Source organism: Clostridium sp. UBA1652, from assembly GCF_002320975.1.
Lineage (GTDB): Bacteria > Bacillota > Clostridia > Clostridiales > Clostridiaceae > Clostridium_T > Clostridium_T intestinale.
Genome location: NZ_DCLI01000039.1, coordinates 64,453 through 91,087, shown reverse-complemented (window position 1 = coordinate 91,087; position 26,635 = coordinate 64,453). Strand labels below are relative to the sequence as shown.

General features: G+C 28.7%; 25 protein-coding genes and 1 tRNA gene. 7 read left to right on the top strand and 19 right to left on the bottom strand.

All coding sequences use genetic code 11. The features are described from left to right. The first annotated feature begins 40 nt into the window (after positions 1-40). Complete coding sequence (locus tag B3N22_RS06860) at positions 41-1,423, top strand: MATE family efflux transporter (RefSeq protein WP_286905732.1); 1,383 nt, start codon at positions 41-43, stop codon at positions 1,421-1,423. On the opposite strand, the gene B3N22_RS06855 is transcribed toward B3N22_RS06860, so the two are convergent. Beyond that, the gene (locus B3N22_RS06855; protein ID WP_286905730.1) at positions 1,410-1,730 is read right to left on the bottom strand and encodes a hypothetical protein; all 321 of its coding nucleotides are present in this window, start codon (positions 1,728-1,730) and stop codon (positions 1,410-1,412) included. The genes B3N22_RS06860 and B3N22_RS06855 overlap by 14 nt on opposite strands. 186 nt (positions 1,731-1,916) lie before the next feature. Between B3N22_RS06855 and B3N22_RS06850 the strand changes: the two genes are divergently transcribed. After that, a complete protein-coding gene (locus B3N22_RS06850; RefSeq protein WP_286905728.1) occupies positions 1,917-2,861 on the top strand; it encodes an alpha/beta hydrolase in 945 nt (314 codons plus the stop codon). Between the two features lie 77 nt (positions 2,862-2,938). On the opposite strand, the gene B3N22_RS06845 is transcribed toward B3N22_RS06850, so the two are convergent. From B3N22_RS06845 to B3N22_RS06825, 5 genes are all read right to left on the bottom strand, one after another. Next, on the bottom strand, positions 2,939-3,286 hold the full coding sequence (locus B3N22_RS06845; RefSeq protein ID WP_286905726.1) for a hypothetical protein: 348 nt from the start codon (positions 3,284-3,286) through the stop codon (positions 2,939-2,941). A 12-nt stretch (positions 3,287-3,298) separates the two neighbouring features. Then, on the bottom strand, positions 3,299-3,820 hold the full coding sequence (locus tag B3N22_RS06840; RefSeq protein ID WP_286905724.1) for a sigma-70 family RNA polymerase sigma factor: 522 nt from the start codon (positions 3,818-3,820) through the stop codon (positions 3,299-3,301). Then, complete coding sequence (locus B3N22_RS06835) at positions 3,783-4,589, bottom strand: hypothetical protein (protein ID WP_286905721.1); 807 nt, start codon at positions 4,587-4,589, stop codon at positions 3,783-3,785. Before B3N22_RS06835 ends, B3N22_RS06840 begins: the two co-directional genes overlap by 38 nt. Positions 4,590-5,070: 481 nt before the next feature. Continuing rightward, complete coding sequence (locus B3N22_RS06830) at positions 5,071-6,486, bottom strand: beta-barrel domain-containing protein (RefSeq protein WP_286905719.1); 1,416 nt, start codon at positions 6,484-6,486, stop codon at positions 5,071-5,073. After that, positions 6,476-8,692, bottom strand: coding sequence for a peptidase domain-containing ABC transporter (locus tag B3N22_RS06825; RefSeq protein WP_286905717.1), 2,217 nt, complete (start codon positions 8,690-8,692; stop codon positions 6,476-6,478). The genes B3N22_RS06830 and B3N22_RS06825 overlap by 11 nt, the downstream gene beginning before the upstream one ends. Positions 8,693-8,977: 285 nt before the next feature. On the opposite strand from B3N22_RS06825, the gene B3N22_RS06820 reads away from it, so the two are divergent. Continuing rightward, complete coding sequence (locus B3N22_RS06820) at positions 8,978-9,166, top strand: hypothetical protein (protein ID WP_286905715.1); 189 nt, start codon at positions 8,978-8,980, stop codon at positions 9,164-9,166. 48 nt (positions 9,167-9,214) lie between these two features. On the opposite strand, the gene B3N22_RS06815 is transcribed toward B3N22_RS06820, so the two are convergent. Continuing rightward, positions 9,215-9,511 (bottom strand): hypothetical protein, encoded by a 297-nt coding sequence (locus tag B3N22_RS06815; protein WP_286905713.1) that lies wholly within the window; start codon positions 9,509-9,511, stop codon positions 9,215-9,217. Positions 9,512-9,931: 420 nt separating this feature from the next. Here B3N22_RS06815 and B3N22_RS06810 point away from each other — a divergent pair, with 420 nt between their 5' ends. After that, complete coding sequence (locus B3N22_RS06810; protein WP_286905711.1) at positions 9,932-10,291, top strand: hypothetical protein; 360 nt, start codon at positions 9,932-9,934, stop codon at positions 10,289-10,291. 65 nt (positions 10,292-10,356) lie between these two features. Here B3N22_RS06810 and B3N22_RS06805 read toward each other — a convergent pair whose 3' ends face one another. Genes B3N22_RS06805 through B3N22_RS06795 form a run of 3 tightly spaced genes read right to left on the bottom strand, consistent with a single transcriptional unit; the run spans position 10,357 to position 13,145 of the window. Further along, complete coding sequence (locus tag B3N22_RS06805) at positions 10,357-11,094, bottom strand: LytR/AlgR family response regulator transcription factor (protein WP_286905709.1); 738 nt, start codon at positions 11,092-11,094, stop codon at positions 10,357-10,359. A gap of 5 nt (positions 11,095-11,099) precedes the next feature. Continuing rightward, the gene (locus B3N22_RS06800; protein ID WP_286905707.1) at positions 11,100-12,395 is read right to left on the bottom strand and encodes a sensor histidine kinase; all 1,296 of its coding nucleotides are present in this window, start codon (positions 12,393-12,395) and stop codon (positions 11,100-11,102) included. Positions 12,396-12,419: 24 nt separating this feature from the next. Then, positions 12,420-13,145 carry a LytR/AlgR family response regulator transcription factor gene (locus B3N22_RS06795; protein ID WP_073021705.1) on the bottom strand — a complete coding sequence of 242 codons (726 nt, stop codon included), beginning with the start codon at positions 13,143-13,145 and terminating at the stop codon, positions 12,420-12,422. Between the two features lie 166 nt (positions 13,146-13,311). Here B3N22_RS06795 and B3N22_RS06790 point away from each other — a divergent pair, with 166 nt between their 5' ends. After that, positions 13,312-13,734 (top strand): hypothetical protein, encoded by a 423-nt coding sequence (locus tag B3N22_RS06790; RefSeq protein WP_073021706.1) that lies wholly within the window; start codon positions 13,312-13,314, stop codon positions 13,732-13,734. 75 nt (positions 13,735-13,809) lie between these two features. On the opposite strand, the gene B3N22_RS06785 is transcribed toward B3N22_RS06790, so the two are convergent. From B3N22_RS06785 to B3N22_RS06765, 5 genes are all read right to left on the bottom strand, one after another. Beyond that, on the bottom strand, positions 13,810-14,994 hold the full coding sequence (locus B3N22_RS06785; protein ID WP_238905270.1) for an ABC transporter permease: 1,185 nt from the start codon (positions 14,992-14,994) through the stop codon (positions 13,810-13,812). After that, a complete protein-coding gene (locus B3N22_RS06780; protein WP_337250876.1) occupies positions 14,957-15,679 on the bottom strand; it encodes an ABC transporter ATP-binding protein in 723 nt (240 codons plus the stop codon). Before B3N22_RS06780 ends, B3N22_RS06785 begins: the two co-directional genes overlap by 38 nt. Continuing rightward, the gene (locus tag B3N22_RS06775; protein WP_286905700.1) at positions 15,669-16,787 is read right to left on the bottom strand and encodes an efflux RND transporter periplasmic adaptor subunit; all 1,119 of its coding nucleotides are present in this window, start codon (positions 16,785-16,787) and stop codon (positions 15,669-15,671) included. Before B3N22_RS06775 ends, B3N22_RS06780 begins: the two co-directional genes overlap by 11 nt. A gap of 148 nt (positions 16,788-16,935) precedes the next feature. Beyond that, complete coding sequence (locus B3N22_RS06770; protein WP_286905698.1) at positions 16,936-18,231, bottom strand: sensor histidine kinase; 1,296 nt, start codon at positions 18,229-18,231, stop codon at positions 16,936-16,938. A 500-nt stretch (positions 18,232-18,731) separates the two neighbouring features. After that, a tRNA-Arg gene (locus tag B3N22_RS06765) sits at positions 18,732-18,806 on the bottom strand. Positions 18,807-18,990: 184 nt separating this feature from the next. On the opposite strand from B3N22_RS06765, the gene B3N22_RS06760 reads away from it, so the two are divergent. Further along, positions 18,991-20,004 carry an exosporium glycoprotein BclB-related protein gene (locus B3N22_RS06760; RefSeq protein WP_349676614.1) on the top strand — a complete coding sequence of 338 codons (1,014 nt, stop codon included), beginning with the start codon at positions 18,991-18,993 and terminating at the stop codon, positions 20,002-20,004. Between the two features lie 229 nt (positions 20,005-20,233). On the opposite strand, the gene B3N22_RS06755 is transcribed toward B3N22_RS06760, so the two are convergent. Beyond that, on the bottom strand, positions 20,234-21,601 hold the full coding sequence (locus B3N22_RS06755) for a bifunctional glycosyltransferase family 2 protein/class I SAM-dependent methyltransferase (protein WP_286905696.1): 1,368 nt from the start codon (positions 21,599-21,601) through the stop codon (positions 20,234-20,236). Between the two features lie 200 nt (positions 21,602-21,801). On the opposite strand from B3N22_RS06755, the gene B3N22_RS06750 reads away from it, so the two are divergent. Next, positions 21,802-22,881 carry a tetratricopeptide repeat-containing glycosyltransferase family 2 protein gene (locus B3N22_RS06750; RefSeq protein WP_286905694.1) on the top strand — a complete coding sequence of 360 codons (1,080 nt, stop codon included), beginning with the start codon at positions 21,802-21,804 and terminating at the stop codon, positions 22,879-22,881. Positions 22,882-22,925: 44 nt separating this feature from the next. Here the strand turns inward: B3N22_RS06750 and B3N22_RS06745 are convergent, their stop codons facing one another. The 3 genes from B3N22_RS06745 to B3N22_RS06735 all read right to left on the bottom strand — a co-directional run bounded on the left by B3N22_RS06745 (position 22,926) and on the right by B3N22_RS06735 (position 26,495). Then, positions 22,926-23,786, bottom strand: a complete 861-nt coding sequence (locus B3N22_RS06745; RefSeq protein WP_286905692.1) for a pyridoxamine kinase — start codon at positions 23,784-23,786, stop codon at positions 22,926-22,928. 87 nt (positions 23,787-23,873) lie between these two features. Next, positions 23,874-25,493 (bottom strand): DUF2207 domain-containing protein, encoded by a 1,620-nt coding sequence (locus B3N22_RS06740; RefSeq protein ID WP_286905690.1) that lies wholly within the window; start codon positions 25,491-25,493, stop codon positions 23,874-23,876. 18 nt (positions 25,494-25,511) lie between these two features. Further along, positions 25,512-26,495, bottom strand: a complete 984-nt coding sequence (locus tag B3N22_RS06735; RefSeq protein ID WP_286905688.1) for a DUF4003 family protein — start codon at positions 26,493-26,495, stop codon at positions 25,512-25,514. Positions 26,496-26,635: the final 140 nt, after the last annotated feature.

The following is a 26,635-nucleotide window of genomic DNA, read 5'->3' as shown; positions in this document are numbered from 1 at the left end:
ATTATTATGAGATTAAATAATGTTAAAGGAGGTGAGGGCTATGGGAGTTAATGATAAAATATTTACAGAAGGTAAAATAGGAAAAACTTTATTAAAGTTTGCTATTCCTGCAATGATTTCTCTCTTAGTAGTTGAACTTTATAACATGGTAGATACTATATATGTAGGTAGATACATCGGTTCTAACGCTATAGGAGCATTAACCATAGCCTTTCCTGTACAAAGATTTATGACATCCATAGGTATGTTGATTTCAGTTGGAACTTCTACCTTTGTTGCTAAAAATCTAGGAGAGAAAAATTATAATGGCATAAAAAAAACAATAATAAACAGTATAATAATGACACTTTTATCTTTAGGCATTTTATCTTTAATAATATATGTATTTCATCAACCTATAATAACTAAATTAGGGGCCAGTGAAAATTTATATCCATTTGCTGAAGACTATATATCTATAATTCTTATAGGAACAGTATTTCAGGGACTAACAATAGTTATGGGATATATAATGACCTCTTTAGGTGATACTAAAATAAATCTCTATGCAAACTCTTTAGGTGCTATAGCTAATGTATTTATAAATCACTTATTTGTAGCAATGCTTGGTTATGGAGTAAAAGGTGCAGCGATTGCAACAATAACATCCCAGTTTATAGCTTTCCTATTTATAAGTTATAAATTCTATAAAATAAAGAATACTTTAAAACTAGATATTACTGCTTCTGGATTAAACAAAGAATTTTCAAGAAGTTTGATAAAAGATATATTTACTATAGGATTTTCAACCTTTGTTATAGAAATCTCAGATGCTGTGGTTTCAGTAGTACTTAATAACTTACTTTTATCAACAGCTGGAGACAATGCTATAATTATGATAGGAGTTATAACAAAGGTTTCTATGTTTATGTTTGTTACAATAATAGGAGTAAGTTCATCTATGCAACCTATAGTTTCTTATAACTATGGTGCAGAAAATAGAGAAAGAATGCTTAAAGCCTTAAAGGTTTCTATAAAATGGGTAACTATATTCTCCTTAGCAATATGGAGCGTACTTATGTTATTCACTCCATCTATAATAGGATTTTTCCTTAAAGAAGCTGAATTATTAAAAGAAACCATAACGGCTTTTAGAATATGTATATCTATCCTTCCAGTAGTAGGGATATATTATATTGGAATTTACTACTATCAAGCAATAGAGGAATCTGGAAAATCTTTTTTACTTTCAGTTTATAGACAAATAATAATATTTATTCCTCTAGCAATAATACTAATTAATTCATTTGGAGCCATGGGAGCTTGGATTGCTTATCCCTTATCAGATTTAATATCTGCCATAACATCTATCTTCTTCATGAAGAGAACTATTACTCCAAAAGTTAAAGAACCAAAAAGAGTTCTTAAACCTAAATTATCATAAAGTGATAATCCAAAACCTTGTTTTGGTATCTATATAATTTAAAAACAGTTAAAGAGTCAATTAACCATTTCGTGTTAATTGACTCTTTTTCTTTATATAAGCTGCCCTTAAAATATTTCCTAAGAAATTTTTTTCTAAAAGTTATAGTTAAAATTATAAACATAAATATTAATAAACCTAAGTTTTCATTATTATCAAAAGAGGGAATGTTTATTCTTAACAATATGTATATAATAACAAGCAAACTAATTAAAAACATCCCTTTAACTTTGCTTCTTTCCTTAGTTTTAGGTTTTTCATATTTCATCTATATCCCTCCTTATATTTTTATTATTTTGATTCTATCATACATAAATTTATTTGTGTGAAATATGTAGTAAACGTTACAAATTATGTAATAATCGTTATATTTTATTCCATTTAATAACCAATTGCCTTATGTAAGCTAATATATTATTATAAATACAATAAAACTATAGAAAGGACTGAATTAATGAAAATTTTACTAAGGATTACGTTACTCTTAATAACTCTTATATTATTAATAGGACTAACTTTGGCAAGCTTCTATTTTTATGATTTATCAGTAGCTCGTACAAGCAAAGATTTCTTAAAGGGTGACACATCTCTAGATTTCAAGCAATCAGTCCCTGCCGTAACCCCTAGAAAAACTTGGCTTGATGAGATTGGATATGAGGATATAGAAATCACATCTTTTGATAATTTGAAGCTTCGTGGCTATTATCTTAAAGCAAATAAACCCACCGATAAAACTGCTATAATTGTTCATGGATATTTTAGTAAAGCTAAAGAGATGTCCAACTATGCAAGATTTTATTATGAGACTTTAGGGTATAATGTTTTAATGGCTGATAATAGAGGCCATGGTGAAAGTGAAGGAGATTATATAGGTTTTGGTTGGCATGATAGAAAAGATTACTTGCAATGGATCAATTATATAATTGCAAACATTAATCCAAAGTCTGAAATAATATTACATGGTGTATCTATGGGTGGTGCCACGGTTTTAATGACTAGTGGTGAAACTCTTCCTAGCAATGTAAAAGCTATAATTTCAGATTGTGCTTATACCTCAGTAAAAGCTGAGTTGTCTTACCAGATGAAAAGAATGTACAACCTTCCATCCTTCCCTTTAGTTAATACCACAAGCTTATTAACTAAGATAAAAGCTGGATACTTTTTCGGTGAAGCCTCAGCTATTAAGCAGGTTTCTAAATCTAATACACCAACTTTATTTATACATGGGGATAAAGATACCTTTGTTCCTTATGAAATGGTCTATGAACTATATGAAGCATGTAGCAGTGAAAAAGATATATTTGTTGTTCCTAATGCTACTCATGCAACAGCCTATAGAGAAGATAAAGAAGGTTATGAGAAAAAAATTAGTGACTTTCTTAATAAATATGTAAATTAGGACAACTATGTTAATTATTTTAAGTTTAATATAATTAAAGCTAGAATGCACCTATTTAGCATTCTAGCTTTTCTTTATTATACCAATACAAAATCATGCTCTATTTTAAGTTTGTATGAACCATCTTCATTAACACCTAGTATTTCAATTTTTCTATCCCTAATATCTCCCCACAATAGTCTATTAGTTATTATATATTCATGTTTTATATTTTCTTTATCATAATGATACATAAATAATTTTTTAAATTCGTTTGCATTTTTAGTTACAATAGCTGTAGCTTCCATACTACCCTTACCTATCTTTTTAATTTTTACATCTGGACCCAGCATTCCTTGATAGGTAAAATATAGATTTCTTAAGACCTCATCTGTTGAATTAACTACATACATGATTGGAAAAATCTTCACATAATTAGCAGTCATTAACACCCCTCCCTAATTCTCAATATATTCTTTTATTTTCTCTCTTCCTCTTATTAACCGTTTGTATACTGTATCTTTAGCCATATTTATATCTTTAGCTATTTTCTCTACAGACTCATCCAGCAAATATTTTTTTACGAATATAACTTTATCCTTTTCTTTTAAATTCTCTATAAGTTCGTAAAAACCTTCATCATCTATTTGAATGTTATCCTGGTCTTTATATATCTCATCTTTTAACTCAAGATTTATTTTCTGCTTACTTATTTTTCTCTTATAATCTAAAGCTCTAAATTTTGCTACAGATATTAGAAAATTTCTGAGTTCCCCTTTAGTTTCATCATAACAATCAATATTTTCCCATATGCTCATAAGCGCATCATTAAAACACTCTTCTATATCCATTACCCCGCAAAAAGATGATAATATCTTATTTATAACACCATAAAGAAGGCGTCCATAATTATTTTTAAGCTCTTCCAAAGCATCTTCTTTTCTATTTAGTATACCTGTGACTATATCTCTCTCTGTCAAACTCCTCCCCCCTAACTAGAAAAGTGTTTAAATACTCATGGATTTCCTTATAATCCTCGTTTCTAATAATTACATCATAACTTTTACCATCCTTAGTTTCTAATAAAACTTCTGTGATAAGTTTAGGTCTTACTATTACAATATATCCAAGACCTAATATAGCACTATAAAAACCAAGCAATGCTAAAACTTCAGACTTTGTAGCAAAATATATTCCAACGGCTAACGTACCTCCTGCAACTCCTATTGAAAACAAAAACGGTATCGCAGCTACAAGTGTTATAAGAGCTTTTGTTAAACTTAAATTACTTTCAAGCAACCTTTTAAGTCTAAATTGCCTTTTAACCTTTTTACCTAAACTTATCTTTTTGATTTCTTCTTTTAAATAACTCTCTGTTACAAATGGGTTGTTATAATAATTTGCTGAAGTTATCATAATTCTCTTATTTGTGCAAAACATTAACCTATTAAAAGAGTAGCCATCACCAGACATAAAGGGTATTTTAGCTATCATGTTTATCATCATTGAATCCTCTAAAACATCTATATCCGTACCTTTAATAGTCTTCTCTATAAATTCACCTTGCTCTAACATTTCTTGGGCACGTAATCCACTTTTCTTAAGCCCTCCTCTAGCTATTCTTGTCCTAACATCATTTGTTATCCTATTTAAACTGTTGTCATCAATATCAGAAAAGTTCATATAACTTTCTATCTCATCTTCATCATAAGTGTTTTCATTTAGCAGTTTTGCTATTTCTTTATTCATATTACTTCCTCCTAATAAGGTTCTTTACCATATATTCGTAAATTAATTGAAGATATTGGACAAAAAATTCTAATTATTAAAAGTTTTTGTATAAATTATATATATCAATATTTTGTTAACCTTGTACAATTGTACAGGTGTACAAATTTACATTTTTACAGCTTTACAAATTTACAGGTGTACATATGTACGATTGTACAGTTGTACAGTTGTACAAAAATTTTTTATAAATATGTTTTTTAATGATCTTAATACAGTGCTTAATTCCTCTCTTCAATATAAAACGTTAATTGGTTATTTTTAAACGGTTATCGTATTTTTTAACTAACTCTAATATATTGGAGTATAATTTTTTGGGGATGTTTTAACCAAAAACCCTAGAGAAATTATATATTAGATGAGAGATCTTATGAATATAAAAAAATGAATCCTGTAAGTAAAAAAACTAAGAGCTCTATTTTATTACAGCTCTTAGTTTCATTTATTCTAATATATTAATCTTCTCTAAGAAGTATCTTAAATAAGATACTCTCCTATTTACTATCTTACCTTCTACTATCATTCCAGGTTTTATTTCTGACTTTTCCCCTTTTTTGTTAGTCAAAAAATTAGTATCTATATGTGATTGCGCTGTGTAATAGCTTGATCCATCTTTTTGATTTACTTTTGAGTCTGCACTTATATTTTCAACTATTCCTTTAAGAACTCCATAGTCTTTTTGTTGTAAACCAGCAAATGCTATATTTACAGTTTGTCCTTCTTTCACATTACCAAAGTCTTGGTTTTTTATATATATGTCAAGTTTATAGCTTGAGCTATCTTTTGGAATAATAGAGGCTATTTCTGTACCACTTTGTATATAGTCCCCTACTTTTACCCCGCTGATTATATTTATTATCCCATCACTTTCAGCCTTTACTGTTGAAGCTTCAATCTTACTTTTTAAACTTTCAATATTAACATTTATCTCAGTTTTACTATTTTCTAAAGCTTTTATATTATCATCTATTTGAGATACATACTGCTCTTTAGTAGTATTACTAGTACTTCCACTTATATTGGCTTGTTCAATATTTTGTTTTGTTTGAGATATAGTATTTAAAACTGTCATCCTTTGATTGTTTTTATACTTCTCTAAGGCTTGTTTGCTGCTATCTAAAGTAGCTTGAGCCGCTTTTATTTGCTCTTCTAGTATACCGTCCTGCTTTTTTAATTTATTTAAGTTATCTTCATTATTTTTTATTGTATTATTTAAATCATTTATATTATAGGAATAATCATTATATTGATAATACATAGAGTTTGATTTATCAAAGTAATTTTTTCCTTCATCCATAGATTTTAGCAATAGGTTTAAATCTGATATATTTTTATTCAAGGATCCAACCTGACTTTGAATTAACTCTTTTTGCTTTCCAGAATCGTTTTGACTTGACATAAAAAGTGTATATTTTTGATAATATTCTTTTTCAACTGCATTGTTATTATCAAAGTAGTTCTTATTATCTAAAATAGATTTTTTTAGTTTCTCATAGTTATTTATACTATAATTTTTCTCTTCTATAGCTTTATCTAATGCGGCTTTCTGAGCCTTAAGATCCTCAGAATCTATAGTTAGAAGTTTATCTCCTTTTTTAACTTCCATACCTTCAGCTATATTCAATTCTGTAATACTTCCCATACTTTTATTAGCTACTTTTATTATTTCATTGTTTGGTCTAACCATACCACTAGCTGCTATAGTTACTTCTTTATCTGCAACCGCTGACCATATTATAGTGACAGTCAAAAGTGAAATAATAATATACATCATATACATAGTAAACCCTTTGGGTCTAGAATTCATAATTTCTCTACTATCTGTAATATCATTAAGATTTTCTATACTATATCTCATTACTATCTCTCCCCTCTGTTGCTGCAACCTCCTCATAGCTAACTGGTATCTGTTGACTCCATAAATTATAATAATATCCTCTAGAATTCATTAATTCCTCATGAGTTCCATACTCAGCTACATGACCTTTATCAATTACATAAATTTTATCACATCTCATTATTGTACTTAATCTGTGAGCTATTATTACCGTAGTAACATTTTTTGTACACTCTTCTATGGTTCTTTCTATAGCTTTTTCAGTAATAGAATCAAGGTTTGATGTAGCTTCATCCATTATAAGTATTTCTGGTTTTCTAAGTAAAGCTCTAGCTATAGCTAATCTTTGTTTTTGCCCACCCGAAAGGTTAGTAGCATTTTCTTCAAGCATAGTATCATATCGTGTAGGTAAGTTATTTATAAATTCATGAATTTGAGCGTATTTACAAGTTTCTATAATTTCTTCATAGGTAGCATCTGGATTTGCAAATTCTAAATTTTCTTTAATTGTTCCTGAAAAGAAGAATGCATCTTGAGAAATATATGCTATTTTATCTCTTAGAGCTTCTCTATTTATATCTTTGATATTATAGGAGTTTAAGATTACCTCTCCCTTTTCACATTGATAAAAATTCATAAGAAGCTTAGCTATAGTTGTTTTTCCTGAACCACTTTCCCCTACTAAGGCTATTTTCTCTCCTTTACCTATCTTCATATTTATATCATTTAAAATAAGCTGTCTAGTTCCATATCTAAAATCCACATTTTGAAAGACTATCTCTCCATTTAATGTAGTTGGATTTATTTTTTTATCCTCATCTACTGATTTTTCGGCCTCTAGATCAAGTATTTCTCCTAACCTATCAGCTGCTACCATAGCACTTTGAAGAGTAGGTTGAAGATTTATCAGTCTTTCTATAGGTTCTATGAAATAAGCTAATAAAGCATTAAAGCTTATTAATGAACCAATTGTTATGTCTCCTTTTAGAACTAAATAAGCTCCCATCCAAAGCACCACTATCCCAAATACCCCTTTTACTGTTCCTTTTATAGAGCCTTGTAGATTATTAACATATCCATACTTAAAAACACTTTTTATAAGTCTTATAAACTTTTTCTCTGTTTCTAAATTTACCTTGTTTTCTCCATTAAAAGCCTTAACTGTTTCAATACCATTTAGTGATTCAACTAGATATGAAGTTAGTTTAGCATTGTCCTCCATAGTATTTCTATTCACATCTTCTAAAGGTTTTTTAAACACAAAAACCAATATTAGATAAAGGACTATAGGTATAAAACACAAGAAAAACATCTTTGAGTTTTGCTTAAATAATATTGCTCCACCAGCTATAGCCATCAAGGTGTCAATCATTAAAGTTAACGTTGCTGAAGATATTGCATCTCTTATTTTACTAGCATCATTAAATCTTGAAACTATTTCCCCAACCTTTCTAGTGCCAAAAAAGTTCATAGGAAGGCTAATTACATGATTATAATATCCAAGTAATAAGGGTATATCTATATTCTGAGATAGATGTATTAGAAGCATAGTTCTAAAGAATTCAGTTAAAATTTTAAAAACAGCTAATCCTATCATGGCTAAAGAAATAACTAATAAACTATTATCCAAAGTATTAGGTAATATATCATCTAAAAGAAACTTAAAATAAAAAGAACCTATGATTCCAAGTAAAGTTATTAAAATAGATGATATAAATATATTAATTAAAAGGTTCTTTTGTACTTTAATAAGCCCCCAAAACCTTTGGAATAATCCTTTAGTTTCATCACCTTTTTCAAAGGTTGCAGAAGGTACCATTAAAATTAAAACCCCTGTCCATATTTTATAAAACTCTTCTGGTTTCATTTTAACTATACCTTTAGCTGGATCTGCTATTATTATTTCTTCCTTAGTTACCTTATGTATAACCACATAATGAAGAAGAGCACCATCAATAATTACATGAGCTATAGCAGGTTTCGGAAAATCTTGAAATATATCCTCTGGCTTTGAAACCTTAACTCCTTTAGCTGTAAAACCTAAATTTTCTGCTGCTTTAATAACTCCATAAGCAGATGTTCCTTGTTTGTCTGTTCCTGCCACTTCCCTTATTTTTGAAATAGGAATCTTAAGCCCATATTGCTTAGATATAGTAGCTAAACAAGCAGCGCCGCAATCCTTAATATCATGCTGCTTTATACAAACATATTTTTTTAATATTCCCATATTATCCTCCAATACTTATAATGAAAAATTTAATGTCTCTTTAAATTTAACATAATTATTACATTTAATAGATACTATTTCCTAAACGTTTGTATTTTTACCCTAAACGTATTTTTTTAATATGGGAATTTACGTTTATGACTATTTTTTAATATTTTGGGGTAAAAATGTAATTTTATATTATTCGATTGTTATAATGATTACATAACTTCTTTAAGTTAATTAACTTTATGAGCTCAAAAGTTTAATTATAAATAATTAATATAATAAAAGGAGGATTTTTAAATGATTGAATTGAATTTAGAAGAATTGAACAATATAGACGGTGGAGGTTGGCTTAACACAGCATGGGAAATATTTGGAACAGTAGTAGATCCATGGTATAACGTTGGTTCAAATTTTTACAATAATGGCACTAGTATGGGACCTAGTTATTATCAAGATGTTTACAACCATGCTCATGGTATTAACTAATCATATACTATTAAAATATATTAATAGCTTTAAAAAAGTACTGTGAATTTATAATTTTTCACAGTACTTTTCTATCTTATCATAAGAAATTAATACATTGCTTTGATTAGCTGGTATAAATAAATCTAATCCTTCTTGAGCTTCATCAGGTAAAAAATAACTCTTATTGAATTTTTTAATTACCCACCCTTCAATTCCAACTGGAATATAACCAAAATTACCTTTAGTAAAGGATTTATTGCTTGGCAAATACCCTTTACTAAATATAGATTGTATTAAAGTCATAATAGGACATGTTTCTATAATTTTTACTCTATATAGTCTTTCCTCATTAAAAAATTTCATAAAATATCACCTCATATTTAAATTTAAAAACTATTAAGACTATTATTAACTAATTATTTAGGGATTATATGTAAATAAGATTTATTACACTACTAGTTTATCATACTATTAGCATTTTATATTATTTTTTCCTAAACGTTTGATTTTTCTTCCTAAACGTGTTTTTTAGAATTAAAAACTTAGTTTAGTAATGTTTTTTAATTTTTTACTATAGAAATGTGCTTTTATACTAATATAATGATTACATAATATTTGATTAAAATTTTCACACATAAACTTAAATTAATTTTTACACTCGTTATTAAGGATAACGAGTGTAAATCTACTAAATCTTTATTTTGAAATATATTCTATTAATGTTAAAATAAATAGAAAATAAGTTGTTAAATATTTCACCAGAACAATAAGGAGAGATTAATAATGTATAAGAGATTTTTTACAGTTGCTCTAATTAGTTGTTTGTTAGGGTTTATATCTAAAATTCCTTATAGATATTTTATATATAAGCATAATATTTTTGATTTTGGGTTAAGTGATTCCTTACCAAATTTTTTATATATAATTGGTATAATATTTATAGGTATCTGTTTTATTAAGAATACAACAGATAAAGTTATAATAAAACTGATTATATTTATGACTCTTGGTCTTCTGTTTTATGAGTTTGAACAAATCTACTCTAATATGGTGTTTGATGTAAAATATATAATCGCAACCTTATTAGGAAGTTTGCTATCATTTTTCTTATATAAATATATTTATAAGAAGAAATATCATTAGATAGTACTGTTTTTGATATCATTAAACATAACGATTAAAAGCAACCAAACAGTTGGTTGCTTTGCTTATATACTTAACTTATTTATGAGTTCCTTAATTCGCCTGCTAGAAACCATACACTCTTCTCCATTTAGCATATGTACTATTTTATCTTTAGCATCTATTTCTCTTATATTTTTTTTATTAACTATATAGGATTTGTGACACCTATAGAAATTATCATCTAGCTCCTTTTCTACCTCATTAAGACTTCCTACAAATTCCAACTGCCTTCCTATCGCATGTAATACTACCGTATGTTTTCCAGTTAAAGTCTCAAAAAATAAAATTCTATCTCGTTCAATATTTATTAACTTTCCACCTACTTTAATGCTAAACATTTTTATATCTGTCTTACTTGATGCATATCTATTATTTGCATCTAATATACACTGCGCTATTCTTTCCTTTATCTCATTAAACTTATATTTATCAATATAATCCATAGCTTCTATTCTATGTTTAAATGTTAAATAACTCATTTCTACATGACTTGTTATGAATACTATGAAGCCTAACGGATCGTATTTTCTTATTTCATCAGCTAATTTTATTCCGTCCATTTTTTGTCCTTTTAACTCTATATCTAGAAAATATAATCCAACCCCTTTATTATCTTTTACATATTCTATAATCTCTTCTGGTTTTTCTGTGCATTCTACTAATTGCATGTCCAAGTTTTCTATATCTATAGTATTTTCTACTACTTTTTTATAATCACTCCTCTGTATCTTATCATCTTCACATATAAATACCCTAATCACTTTATTTACCTACCTTTTCCAAAGTTATTTTCTATAGTTATCTTCTGAATAAATTCTTCATCCTGTATAATCGTATCTAAAGTTACATACTTATATTTATCTAATATATCTCTTAAGTTACTTAATCCTATTCCTCTATTTGCACCTTTAGTTGAATATCCCTTCTTATTTATTTTATATATAGGAGGAATATCCTCTCTACAGCTATTTGATACTATCATAATTAACACATTATCCGCTCTTATAAACCCAAACCTAATAATGTGCTTGTCATTATTTTCTCCTTCTTCAATAGCATTGTTTAATAATATTCCTAATACTCTAATTAAGTCTATGATGTACATATCTATTTTTTCTATAGGCTCTTTTATATCTATGAAAACTTCTATTCCCATTTCTTGAGCTCTTATAAGCTTTGAAGATAATAGCCCTTTAACTTCTACAATTCTCATATTTTTCAGACCAGCTATTTTTAGATCATTTCTTCCTATTTCTTGACTTAACGGCAATATATTATCATAAAAATGTTTTTTTAAACCTGTCATATCTTCTTCGTCTATATATCCTATCATTGATGATATTATGTTAGCATAATCATGTTTAAAAGCCCTCATATCACTATACATGCCTTCTATTTTTGTAGTATAGTTTTGTAAAACTTCAAAATTGATCTGCTTACTTTTTAATTCTACTTCTTTTGTTACTCCTCTAAATCCTATATACATTATTAAAATTATTAGCGTAAATGTTATAAAGAATAGAAATATATTAACTTTTTCAAGTTGTTCACTCCTTATATCTTGAGCTACTATCGCCATATAAACTCTTATTATTATTAAAATTATTGGTATAATCATTAATATCCAAAACTTATAGTTTAATAATATGTCTATTAATCTTAATTTTGATTTCCTTGTTATTTTTCCTAATAAATAGCTCACAAAAAATATAGTTAATAATTCCGAAATATAAAAAACAAATCCAAACTCACCTGAATTAGTCATCATATAGTGTAGAGCACAAAGAGCATAATCAATTATAAGTATTAGAATTATTGAAGCTACTGTAAACATAATACTATATATTATATCTCTACTATTTCTATATAAATATACCACTCCCCCAATAATACAGGCAATTATTTTTAAATTAGTATTTACTTTAAATAATACTGCTGATAAAAGTATGGTTATAAAAACCATAAATATAGTTTCTTTAAACTTTATATTCATATTAGATAAGTTAATTATAGTTATATAAGTATATAGTACAACTACAATTACTGAACTATATTGGTCCATCTTCTGTCTCCTTAATACATGCGTCTAATCCCCTATTAAATTCTTCATATGCCTTATAGAAACTAAACATTCTTCTCCATTTTTCATATATATTATTCTTTTTTTAACGTCTATCTCTTCTATATTATCCTTGTTTACTATATATGACTTATGACATCTATAAAATCTTGAATCTAACTTTTCTTCAACATCTTTCATTTGTGCAATAAATTCTATATATCTATTTTCTCCGTGTAAAACAATTTTTCTTATAAAGGTTGATGTTTCAAAAAAGAGAATTTTATTGAAAGGTATTTTAATTATTTTATCTCCAACCTTTACACTAAAGATTTTATCATCTATTCTTTTATCTGATAACTTATTACAGGCCTCTTCTAGACATTGCCTTATTTTAGGTTTAAGTTCTTTATAGTCTTCCTTTACTATATAATCCATTGCTTCAACCTTATATTTGAAGGTCAAGTAACTCATTTCTTCATGGGTTGTTACGAAAACAATAAAACCACGTGGATCGTATTTTCTTATTTCCGCAGCCAGTTCTATTCCATTTATATCAGACTTTAGATCCACATCTAAAAAATATATACCGATCTCATCATTGTTACGTACATGATTTATAAGCTCTTTAGGATTACCTGTCTCTAATGCTACTTCCATATTATAATCACTAAATTCTATACAATCTTCTACTATATTTAAAAATCTTTTTCTTTGAATATCACTATCTTCGCATATAAATATTTTAAGCATCACAATCCTCCTAACTTATTTTAAAGCATGCATCATAAATTATAGCATAATTTTGGTAAAACATTAACGTTTATTACAGTTTTTCCAACGTTTATTACACTTTTAACTATTTTTGATTAGTCTTTGATATAATATTTTCATGATTATTTATGAGGGGGATTTATTTATGGAAGATTATAAAAGGTATACTTTAGGTGCAGGAATATTAACTGTATCTATAATTCAACTAGTTATCTATGGATTTGCTCTATTAGGTCTAGTTCCTGTTCTTTTAATGAAAGATCAGTTTTCTAGTATTGTTGGAGAGGAAGCTATGGCTGCTTTAAGTGGTCCTACTTTAATTATTAGTATTGTATTAATTGTAATTTTAGTTTTAGGCATCATTTTAATTTTAGCCAAAAAATCACTAGGAGTTTATATATTTTTCACATGCATAATAATAAATATTTTATATTCTATTATAATGAATGGATTTAAAATTTCAACTTTAAGCTCACTGATACTCCCAGCACTTATGGCTTTCTTTATATATAAGAAAAAACATCTTTATTTTGGGGATAAAGATGGAAATGTAAACACATACAATTAATATAGCCTCTAAATTTACAACCATATATAATAAGGGCAATTACTTAACTACGCCAAGTAATTGCCCTTATATTTTTTACATATATATTGCTTTAATAGGATCTAGTTTTGAAGCATTGTAGGCTGGTATTATACCAAATATTATTCCAACAATAACTGATGTTAAAGTTGCCCCTATAAAACTACTTACCGTTAATACTGGAGTAAATGGTAAAAATGCTCCTACTATCCTGGATACTATATATCCAAAGCCTATTCCTATAAGCCCACCTGTTCCTGTTACTATTATTGCTTCAAATAGGAATTGTAACATGATACTCTTAGGTTTGGCCCCTATAGCTCGTCTTATTCCTATTTCTCGCTTTCTTTCTGTTACTGATACATACATTATATTCATTACGCCTATTCCACCTACGAATAAGGAAATTCCAGTAACTAAGGCTATAAATGTTGTTAATCCATCTATAATTTTCTCAAAAGCTTTTGTTATAGCTTGAGGATCTTGCACCTCATAAGTTCCTTGTATGTTTGGGTGGCTACTCTTTAATTCTTTCTTTATATCTTCAAGAACTGACTCTTTATCTTCATTAGGTTTAATATAAATGTCTATTGCATTTATAGCGCTTTCTGATGTCATAGACTTTTTGGCTTCTTCTGATATGTAGCTTGACCCTCCATCTAATGAGAGCATCCCAGCTTCAGCTAATGTTCCTATAACTTCATAGTTATATCCTCCTATTGTTATAGCTTTTCCCAAAGCATTTTCTGGAGAACCAAACAGCTCTTTAGTAACATTTTTATCTAGTACTATTAATTTCTTATCTTCTTCGCCATCTCTAAAGTTTCTTCCATGCTCTATATTTAACTTTTTATCTTTATATGAATTTAGCATGATAAAATTTCTTTTATCAAAATAACTTGCTTCACTAGTTATAAAATTTAACCCTGCTAGAATACCTTGAGCGGCCTCTACTTGCTGCACTCCTTGAATCCTTTGAATATTATATATATCATCTTTATTAAATGGTTCTATTAGGCTTGTATCAGCTCCAATATTTTCTGCTTGAAAATACATATTTACTTTATTTGCACTTGTATCTTCTGCTGATGATAGAACCTCAGCCTTAAGCCCATTTCCTATGGAAAGTATAGTTACTACGGAACTTATTCCTATTATTATCCCTATCATGGTTAGAAATGCCCTTAGTTTATGCGATCTTAAACTATAGAGCGCTGTTTTGATTAAGCTTATTATCGACATATCCTATCCCCTTTGTTATAACCCCATCTTTTATATTTATTACTTTATTTGCATACTTAACTAGATCCTCATCATGAGTAACCATTATTATGGTTTTATTCTCTTCATTAAGCTTTTTAAGTATGTTCATTATCTCTGTGCTTGTATTACTATCTAAGGCTCCTGTAGGTTCATCTGCAAATATTACATAGGGGTTATTTATTAGAGCTCTAGCAATTGCTATACGCTGCTGCTGACCTCCTGATAATTCTGTAGGTATCTGATTTTTTTTATTTAATAATCCAACCATGTCTAGATATTTTTCTATACTTTTATCTCTTTCCTTATGGGGTATGTTTCCCTTATAAAGCAGTGGTAATTCAACATTTTGCCCTATAGTTAACGATTCTATAAGGTGGAACTGTTGAAATATAAAACCCAAATATTCATTTCTAAATTCTGATTTTTCATTCTCATTTAAGTTAGTTACATCTTTCCCATTAAATATATAATTACCACTATCAAAGCTATCTAGAAAACCAAGAAGATTTAGAAGGGTTGTCTTACCACTACCTGACTTACCCATAATCATTAAGAAATCTCCCTGTTCTATATCTAAATTTATAGATTTTAGTGCATGTAATCTATCGCCTTTTAACTTATAGTATTTATCTATATTCTTAAGCTCTATAACCTTACTCAACAGATATCCCTTCTTTCATTTCATCATTAGGATTTTCTGCTATTTCATCACCTTCTGATAGTCCACTTGTAACTCTTGCTTTTTCTCCATCTTCACTGTAGGTTATAACTTGTTTAACTAATTTTTTATCTACAACCTTGAAAACATAAGACTCTTCACCCTCTTTTAAGATTGAAGTTTTAGGTATTTCTACCCCTTTATCATCTAACCTTATGGTAGCTTGTACATGGAATCCATTAGTTAAATTTTCTTGTGAATCCAGTGTTATTATTACTTCATAGTTAGAAATATTTGCACCAGCAGTTGCTGCAGTTGCATTAGCAATGGCTATATTATTAGTTACTGGTCTGTTTCCTACTGTAGTAACTTTTCCTGTTATTTTTTTGTTTGTAGGAAGGATTATTATCTCTGCCAGTTGATTTTCTTTTAATTTAGGTTGATCCTTTTCATTAACGGTTCCTTTAATATAAAATTTAACAGATTCTATAGTTATATACGGACTCGTCATATTGTTAGACTCGCCATGTAGTATAACTCTTCCGTCTATAGGTGCATTTATACCTGCATATTCTTTATTTTTAAGTGAAGCTAATTGCTCCTCATACACACTTATTTGACTATCTATACTAGCTGTAGATACAAGGCTACTATTAATATTTGATGTATTAGTAGCTTTATCTTCTGTTGGATTTTGACTTGCTAATAAAGCTTGATTTTTAATAGCCTCTTCTTGAGCCTTTTTTTGTGCCAAAAGCTCTTCCCTTTGGGATTTACTTGCCTTTAATTGAGAATTAATTTGATTAATTTGTTCAGTTACCTGCTCATTTTTATAAGTAAACAGGTTATCTCCTTTTTTAATTACTTGTCCATCTTTAACTGAAACCTTATCTACTTTTCCTTTTGTTGCATCTAGATATATATCTTCAGTACCCTCTGGACCAATGATACCATTAACAAATACCTTTTCTCCTGATGATATTGTATAGGTGCTTATTTTTGCCTTCTCATTTGTGTGCATATTTTTCTTTAATAAATAAAAACCTATACTGGTTGCTAAAATTATAACTGCTATAGCTATTAATATTATGTGGTTTTTTTTCAGTTTCTTCATTAATATCCCCCTTATCTTATTATATGTATATTATTTTAATGTAACATATTTGTAAAATTTTGTGTTGATTATGCAGTAAACGTGCTTATTTCTGTAATAAACGTCACTTTTAAAAAAAATCTCTGAAAAATAATTCAGAGATTTTATCTTAAGTATTAGTTATTTGTAGCTCTTGTATAAAGTAATTATCTATCATTTTTGTCTCTAAAAATACATTATCATAATCATCTATTATCTTTTTTAAATTGTTTAATCCAAGTCCTCTTCCTGATCCCTTTGTAGAATAATTAGGTTTAAATATCTTATTTAGAGAAATATTTTTTTCCTTGTAGCTATTAGAGATTACAATAATTATTGCTTTTTCTGTTTTAATAAATGCGAGCTTTAACTTAAATTCTAAACTTTCTTTAGATGCTTCAATTGCATTATCTAATAAAATTCCTAATATCCTACTTAAATCTATAATATTCATTTTTATATCATCTATATTTTCAACTACCTCTACATGAACATCTAATCCTAATTCCTGCGCTCTTATAAGCTTAGAAGAAACTATTCCTTTTATCTCTGGTATATGGATATTTTTTATTGCTCCAATTTTAAAATCCTTTTTTTGCATACTTTTACTTACAGGAATTATATTTTCATAAAAATGTCTTTCTAATCCGTCCATATCTCTATTATCTATATATCCAATCATTGATGATATTATGTTTATATAATCATGTCTAAATACTCTCATATCAGAATAAAGCTTTTCCAAACTCTCAGTATATTGTTTTAGATTCTCAAATTCCTTTTGTTTATTTCTAAATTCTAACTCCTTAGTTAAGCTTCTAATTAAAACAAAAAGAATTACTCCCAGCAAAATAAAGTATGTTAAAAATAAAATTCCGTTAGCTCTTAATACATCTTCATTAAAACCAGCCTTGCTACCTAAATAAATGTTTGTATAAAAAATAATTAATGTTAGTAGTAAGCTTAAAACTATAAGTACTCCATACTTTCCTTTTAGGTTTATATTAGTTAACTTGATTTTTTTATTTAATAAGTATCCTATCCCCTTACTTATCATTATGCATATAAAAAACTCCAGTAAGGCAACTCCTATATTAAAATTTCCTCTAGTTACATTTATACCAAATAAGGATATATAGGTATTACTCACTATATAATCTGCAACCACACCTATAAGCACTGCCCCTATTGGAATTATTATGCTTATCATAAGGTTCTTATCATATTTATATAAAATAGCTCCTGTTATTATTATCATTGGAATTATGGCTAAAAACTCTTCTATTTGAGCTACAGGTACTGCAATAAGCTCAGCAGCTAATATCATTATGAAAAGATCTTTAAGGCTTAGTTTGTAGCTAACTAGATTTATTATTGACACATATATCAATAATACAGTCACTAAGATTTGTATGTATATGGGCATATATCCTATATTCTCCTCTATTTATTACTTTATTACATTATAACCCATTAATATTTCTATCACAACTTATTGTTAACCATTAAATAGGTTATTTAATATCTTTTTAAGTGATTTATTAATCTTTTTCTTGTATTATCTCTTTTTCTCTTAGTTTTTGTAAGTAATTCGTGGAATAGCTTATATGGTAATAATACAGATAAAAAAAACCATAGGATAACGTTCAGTAAAACTGATACATTTCCTATGGCCCCTTTTCTACACATTTATTTTATAAGTGTGTATCTTAATTCTATTGTACACTAAAATAGTGTGAATATTCACTATTTTTTTGTTAAAATTCTATTTAATTTGTGTTTAATAATTATTTTCTCAATTTTTCTGTATATAATTTACTTATTTGGATTTAATGTTCGAGTTTCGTTGTTATAATTTAATAGTTTAACAATCTTAATATAAAAAAGCCGACTTAAACTTTGAGTTTAAATCGGCTTTTTGGTTCTTGGTATCCCCAGTAGGAATCGAACCTACATTTGTCCCTTAGGAGGGGACTGTTCTATCCATTGAACTATGAGGACATAAATTACTATTAAATTCTAATACATTGTTTTCCTTATGTCAACTTTCACCCTATTTATATTTGTTATCAGAAATTAAAAATGTCTATGTTTATTATAAAATGTGGCAAATCTCACCAAATTCCATAATCTATATATAGGAGATATTTTATTTCTAATTATATATTAGGAGGTACTTTTAAATATGGTATATAGATTAAATAATGGTTGTTGCAATAATGCTTGCTGCACACTTGTTTTTAGAGGTGCCACTAGTGCTACTGGCGCTACTGGTGCTACTGGACCTACTGGTCCTACTGGTCCTGGTATTGGGGTTACTGGTGCTACCGGTGCTACTGGTGCTACCGGAGTTACTGGTCCTACTGGCCCTACTGGTGATCCTGGTATTACTGGCGTAACTGGCGCTACTGGTGCTACCGGAGCTACTGGTGCTACTGGAGTTACTGGTCCTACTGGCCCTACTGGTGATCCTGGTATTACTGGCGTAACTGGCGCTACTGGCGCTACTGGTGCTGCTGGTCTTGCTGGTGTTACTGGTGCTACCGGAGCTACTGGTGCTACCGGCGATACTGGTGCTATTGGTGCTACTGGTGTTACTGGCGTTACTGGAGCTACTGGTGTTACTGGTGTTACTGGTGTTACTGGTGCTACTGGTGCTACTGGTGCTACTGGTGTTACTGGTGCTACTGCTGCAGGTGCTATAATCCCATTTGCTTCTGGTACACCTGCTGCACTTACTACTATAGCAGGTGGTTTGGTTGGTACTACTAGTATTATTGGATTTGGTTCAAATGAAACAGGTATAAGCATACTTGGTGGTACTATAGATCTAACTGGTATTAATAATTTTGCATTCTCAGCTCCTCGTGATGGAACAATTACCTCAATAGCAGCATACTTCAGTACAGCAGCTGCCCTAACACTTGTAGGAACTACTATAACAATTACAGCTCAATTATTTAGTTCGCCTACACCTGATGATACCTTTACTGCTGTTCCAGGTGCAAGTGTAACTTTAGCACCAGCATTAACTGGTATAGTAGCTATAGGAGCTGTAAGTAATGGAATTACAACTGGTTTAGCTATTCCTGTAACCGCTCAGACTCGTCTTCTATTAGTATTCTCAGCAACTGCTGCTGGAGTAACACTAATAAATACAGTACTTGGATATGCAAGTGCAGGTTTAACTATCAACTAGTTATTCTATAGTTTATAATAACTATAAGAATCTAAAATAATTTAACCATGCATCCTTTTAGAAACCTATTTCTAAAAGGATGTTTTTTTATTCTATATTAGATTCCTTCTTTCTCAGCTTCATTAAATTCATTTACTGCAAACTATACTTATCTAAAAAATAAAAAAACAGATAATATATACGTATTTTATACATGTATATTATCTATTAATTAAAAATATTCCTATTTTTAGTTTATTCTTTGAGCTTTAACAAGATATTGATATGCATCTAATTGCCATTTTAAGCTATCATCAATTAATGGAGATATTTTGTTAATAAATTCATCGTCTTGAGGAGTTCTTCCTATAAATACCTTTAGATAAAATCTATCAACATAGCCCGTATTAATAAACATCTTTTTAATTTCATTAAAAGTAAAAAATCTTAAATGTGTTCTATCTAATAATCCAGCATCCTCATAAGTCCAGTTTCCATTTAAAAGTCCTCTTATAACACTATAATGCATAACATTTGGTATACTAGCTACTACAAAGCCATCCTTTTTTAGAAACTTCTTTAAATCTAATAATACTTTAGAAGGATCATGTAAATGTTCTAGTACATCTCCAAATATAATATAATCAAAAAATTCCTCTTCACATTCTATTTTATCAGTTTCTATATTATATCCTAGCAGTTTAACATTTTTCCCAGCAATTTTTGCTGCATTTAAATTATACTCTACCCCATATATATTAGCATTTTTATAAAGGTCTTTTATTCTTATTAATGTAGCTCCACAAGCACATCCAACCTCTAATACATTTATCGCCTTATCTTTTGGTGAATCTATAAGTCCTATAATGTCATTTCTAACTCCACATGAATATCCTACATCAAAACCCCACTTAGCTTTAAATTTAATTCCATTAGTAGCCATTAAATGATTAAAAGCTACTAAATCTGCACTAAAGCTTAGGCTTCCATAGTGATGAATAAAGGTATCTTTACATAAAATTAGTTTGTATCCTGCCTCAGTAATTCTAAAGCAATAGTCATCATCTTCATAATTTCCTGGTGAAAATCTTTCATCTAGGAGTCCTATCTTATCTACAACTTCTTTTTTTACAAGTAAACAAAATCCTATTAATATAAGTCTATGCTCCCAATTATCGCTATTTGATTTATTATACTCTTCAGCAAATACTTTCATTTCTTCTAGATTGTTATAAGTCACAGCTATATTTTGAAAGTTAGAACAGTTATTGGTAACTGGCCCAACTGCCCCTACACTTTCATCACTATATAATGCAGTAGTTAAATTTTTAAGCCAATTTTTTGTAACTACAGTATCATTATTAAGAAGTAATATATTATCTCCTGTGGCTATCTCTATCCCTTGATTACATCCTTTAGGAAATCCCTTATTATCTTCATTTAATATTGCTATTATGTCCTCTTGCTCTCCTAACCACTTAGGTGTTTCGTCAGTTGAATTATTGTCTATAACTATTAATTCATATGAATCTTTTTCTGTAAATTCTCTAATACTTTCTATACATTGTTTTGTGTATTCAAGTTTATTATAAGTTAATATGATTATACTAGTTTTCATCTTTTCCTCCAAAAATTTTACTTACTATATAAATTATTATTATATCTCCTTACCTGTTCATGAAATTTATATTTTATATATATAAATTGTATTTTCTTAGCCTTTCATATTATTTTGGAGGGATTTACAGTGTACATTTATAGAGTAAATTCATAATATACTTTGAAAGTATTTTTATAAATTACAAAAGAGGTGCACTTATGAATGAAAAAATATCTATAAGTTTATGTATGATAGTAAAAGATGAGGCTGATGTTATTGCAAGATGTCTAAACTCCGTTCGAGATGCTTTAGATGAAATTATAATCGTTGATACTGGTTCTACAGATAATACTAAAAGTATTGTAGAAGAGCTTGGTGCTAAGGTTTATGATTTTGAATGGATTGATGATTTTGCAAAAGCTAGAAACTTTTCTTTTAGTAAGGCCACTAAAGATTATATTATGTGGTTAGATGCGGACGACATTTTATTGGAGGAAGACGTAAATAAACTTATAAATTTAAAAAGTAATTTTGACACAACTATAGATTCAGTAACTATGAATTATATTTTAGGTCAAGATGAATATGGGAATCCTACAAGCCAACTTAGAAGAAATAGACTTGTAAAAAGGAGCAATAACTTCGAGTGGATAGGGCCAGTTCACGAGTATCTATCTGTGTATGGTAATATCCATAGTGGTGATATTAACGTATATCACAAGAAACTTAAATCTAGTGGCAATAGAAACTTAAGAATTTTTGAGGCAAGAGCTGAAAGAGGAGAAGAGTTTTCTCCAAGAGATACATTTTATTTTGCTAATGAGCTTTATTATAACAATAGAACTGATGAGGCTATAACTTATTATGAGAAATTTATAAACTCAAAACAAGGATGGGTTGAAGATAATAAAACAGCTTGCTCAAACATAGCTGAATGTTATGCTAAAAAGAAAGACATGGATAGTTTTATGTATTATTGCTTAAAAACATTCCAGTATGATATACCTAGAGCTGATTTTTGTTGTAAAGTAGCTTATTATTTCTTTAGTAGCAATCAATTAGATCAAGCTATATTTTGGTATGACTTAGCTACAAAACTACCTGAAAATAAAGGTTCTCTTGCTTTAGTTCAAGCTAGCTATTCTACCTGGATTCCTCATATTCAATTATGTGTTTGTTATTCTAGACAAGGTAAATTTGTAGAAGCAAACCTTCATAATGAACTTGCTGCAAAATACATTCCTAATAACCCAAGTGTAATTCATAATAGAGAATACCTTGCTACACAATTAAAATAAATAAAAAGAAGCCTTCTAAAATCATACTAGAAGGCTTCTTTTTATTATAGCTCATTAGAATCTATTAAATAATAATCATCTAAAATAAGTTCTTTTAAAAACATTTCTAATGGTAATCCTTCACGTATATCTTCTACATGATGTTTACCTTCTTCTATAAGCTTATATATAAAGCTACAGGCTCTACTCACACTTTTATCAAAACTTTCCCCTTTTAGTATGTACGAAAGCATTATAGATGCAAAGGTGTCACCAGTTCCTGGAAATGATATGTTTATATGCTGAGTCTCAACCTTATAGAATTTATTTAAATCTTTGTCATAAGCCAAAGTAAATACATTTTCATTACCAAAAACTTTTACAGAGGTTAATACAACTTTTTTAGGACCCAATTCTGCTAGGTTAATCAAAATTTCCTTCCAGTATAATAAATCTTCTTTGTCCTTATATTCTTTACCCAATATCATTAAAGCTTCTGTTACATTAGGCGTTATAATATCTGCATGTGATACTAGATCTTTCATTTCTAAGACCATTTCATTTGTTATTGATGAATATAGTTCTCCATCATCTCCCATTACGGGGTCAATTAAAACTATATTATCTTTAGTTTTAAAGTATTCTATAAACTCTTTTATTATTTTTGCTTGTTTGGGAGAACCTAAATATCCAGAATATATACAATCAAAACTCAAATTTAACTTCTTCCAATGATTTATATGCTCCTCCATATATTCAGTTAAATCTCTTACAGCAATATCCTTATACCCGCCTGTATGAGTAGACAACACAGCAGTTGGTACAGCACACACTTGAATCGCCATAGAAGATAATATAGGTACAATTGTATTTAAAGAAGCTTTTCCAAATCCACACAAATCATGAACAGCTGCAACTCTTTTCATATCCTACTCCTCCAAAGAAAATAGTGGATAATAACACATATATCCACTATTAAAATATATATTAAATTATATCACAGTTAAGAGATTTTAGAAGGCACTACTTCCCCCTCCGCCACCAAAGCCTCCTCCTCCACTTCCACCGGAGAAGTTACTTGTGGAACTGCTACTATCTGAGCTAGAGAAATTGTGGTTAAAATTATCATGATAACTACTTGCATAGAAATACATAAATCCATAGTTATACATAGGATTATATGAATCATAATAATTTGAATCTTCTTTTATAAAATCTTGTACATCCTCAAATATATCTAAAGCTATTGCATAAGGTAATATTCTACTCCATATGTTTAAGTCCTTTAAATCATCAACATCATTTAAGTTAGTAAAGTATCTCTCAAAAGCTCTCCACTTAAGCCTTTCATCCTCATACTCATTTGTTAATATCTGCTTTCCTAAAATATTTGTGTAGAAATTAAGATTTTCAGCATCTATATCAACTACATTTTCCCAGCTTGAGTATTCCTCTCTAAAGCTTTCACTTTTAGATACCTTTTGCAATTTTGAAAGTTTAACCTTCCCATTTTTCATATATCCTTTTAACCAGCCTATTAAATACTTTTCACTATCTAAAAGATAAGCTGAACTATGATTTTCATCTATTGATATAGAGACATTTTCATAATCATCTTCACTGTAATTCCCCTCAAATTTTATTATTCCTTTGTTTGAGAGGTATAATATCGTAGCTAGGAAATCATTTATATCTATTCTTCCATTTACTAATTTAGATACTAATGCAGGAGTTAAATCTGATGGTATATCTTCATATAAGTTTCCGTTAAAAAACACATAATCTTCCCTATATTTATCTATTGCTTTTTTTCTACGCTTATTACTTAAATATAAAGGAATAGTTATTAAAAGTACTGCTATTGATATTCCTGAAGCTATAACAACTGTAGTAATTGTTTTTTGTTTTTTAGCCTCTTTAGAGTATTCATCATAGGTTTTATCTACTACTTTAGAAGTATTAATCCAAGTTGATGGAAATAATACCGAAGCTCCTATAACGTCATTATTCTCCATATCATTTAAAGTAAGTCTTATATATTTATTGTCAATATTTCTTAATTCTCCTCTTTTGGGACCCTCTCCACTATAAGTAACCTGTTTTGTGATCTCATTAGGAAGAGTCAAAAATACAGTAATATTATCTATTTTTACATCATCTTCATTCTCAAAAAACACCCATTTAAGCTCTGATAAATCACTATAACTGGTTACTACATTTTTTAATGTGTACCTTATCTTAAACACTTTTTCTTCATCTTGACTTTGGCTAAATATCTTTACTTCAGTTTCACTACTTGATTTATTTAACTGAAAAGTATTGTTGTTTTCACTATTACTTTCATTTATAAATTCATCCTTGTTGTTATTTACTATGGATACCTTAACATCCTCAACCCCATCAGAACCTTTAGTTTTTACGTTTCTTTTTATTCCATTAAACTTTCCTGTAAAGTTGTATTTGTAGGTTTCTTCAATATTCATATTGCCTTTATCATCGACTTTAGCTTCTATGTTTATATTTGAAATATAATATTCTTTGGATGCTGCCCAAGTATTACTTGGACTTAGAAAAACAAAAAATCCTATAATTCCTAATATAAAAATAGCCATACTTCTACTAATAACTCTCATAAGAACCTCCTTAATTTATTAAGATGATGATGCTGCCGCTGAAGCGGCTGCTGCAGACGCTGCTGCCATCATAGCCTGTTGTTGTGCCACTACAATTAGCTGCATTGTTAGCCCTGATGATATATCCATAAGTTTATTTTTTTCATCTGTATATATACTTGAAACTAAAATAGAGCTAAACATTGTTTTTATATGTGCCTGCACCCCATATTTATAACCCTTGGCATTTTTTATATCATCATATACTTCTAGTATTTCATTACAAATCTCTGAGTAATCATCAACGATTAAAGCAACTAATGCTATGGAAGCTAGATTATAACTATTAACTTTAACCCTTAATTGCTTTAACTTAACTACTATCTGATTAAACAGTTCTACCCTAAACTCATAGTCATCTCTCAGTGATAGAATATGAGATACTGTCTGAAGTCCATTGCTCCTACTATATCCAATACTGTGCAATTTATAATATATATATTCTATTTTATCGCAAGTTCCTTTTACATCTAAATCTGTACATCCTAATAATGCCGCATATACATAGTCATCCTTAGATGTCAAAAATACATGATTATCTTTCATATCTTCATAAAATAATCTAGCTCTTTGAATATGTTTGTCTATGTTTTCTTTATTAGAATTCTTCAAAAATGTGTATGCTATCATTGGACTATATTCATAAGAGGCTATACCATTTTCTTTAAGTTTAATTGTCATTTCTTCTATCTCTTTAAAAGTAGTTTTATAATCTTCCTCAAAAGATAAAAATAAAGACATTAAAGATAAACTATTCCCTCTAAATTTCGAGAAAAAGCCAGTATTATTTTTAATATAAGTTTTTATTTCTTTAATTTTTTCTGTATCTGCTCTCTTACCTTTGCTAGCATAACTTAATGCTATAAAATGATTAAATATAGCCATGTCCCATTTAAATTCTTTCTTAGCATCACTATAATTATCTTTTAGTAATTCTAATTTTTCTTGTAACTCTGCTCTCACAAATTATCACTCCATTTTATGAGTTATTTATTAACTCTTTATAGGTTTTATACTATCATTAGTTTTATCTCTTGTCAATATTTTACCATAAATAAAAAGAACACTCCATTTAATGGGAGTTCAACTTAGGGATTTACGAA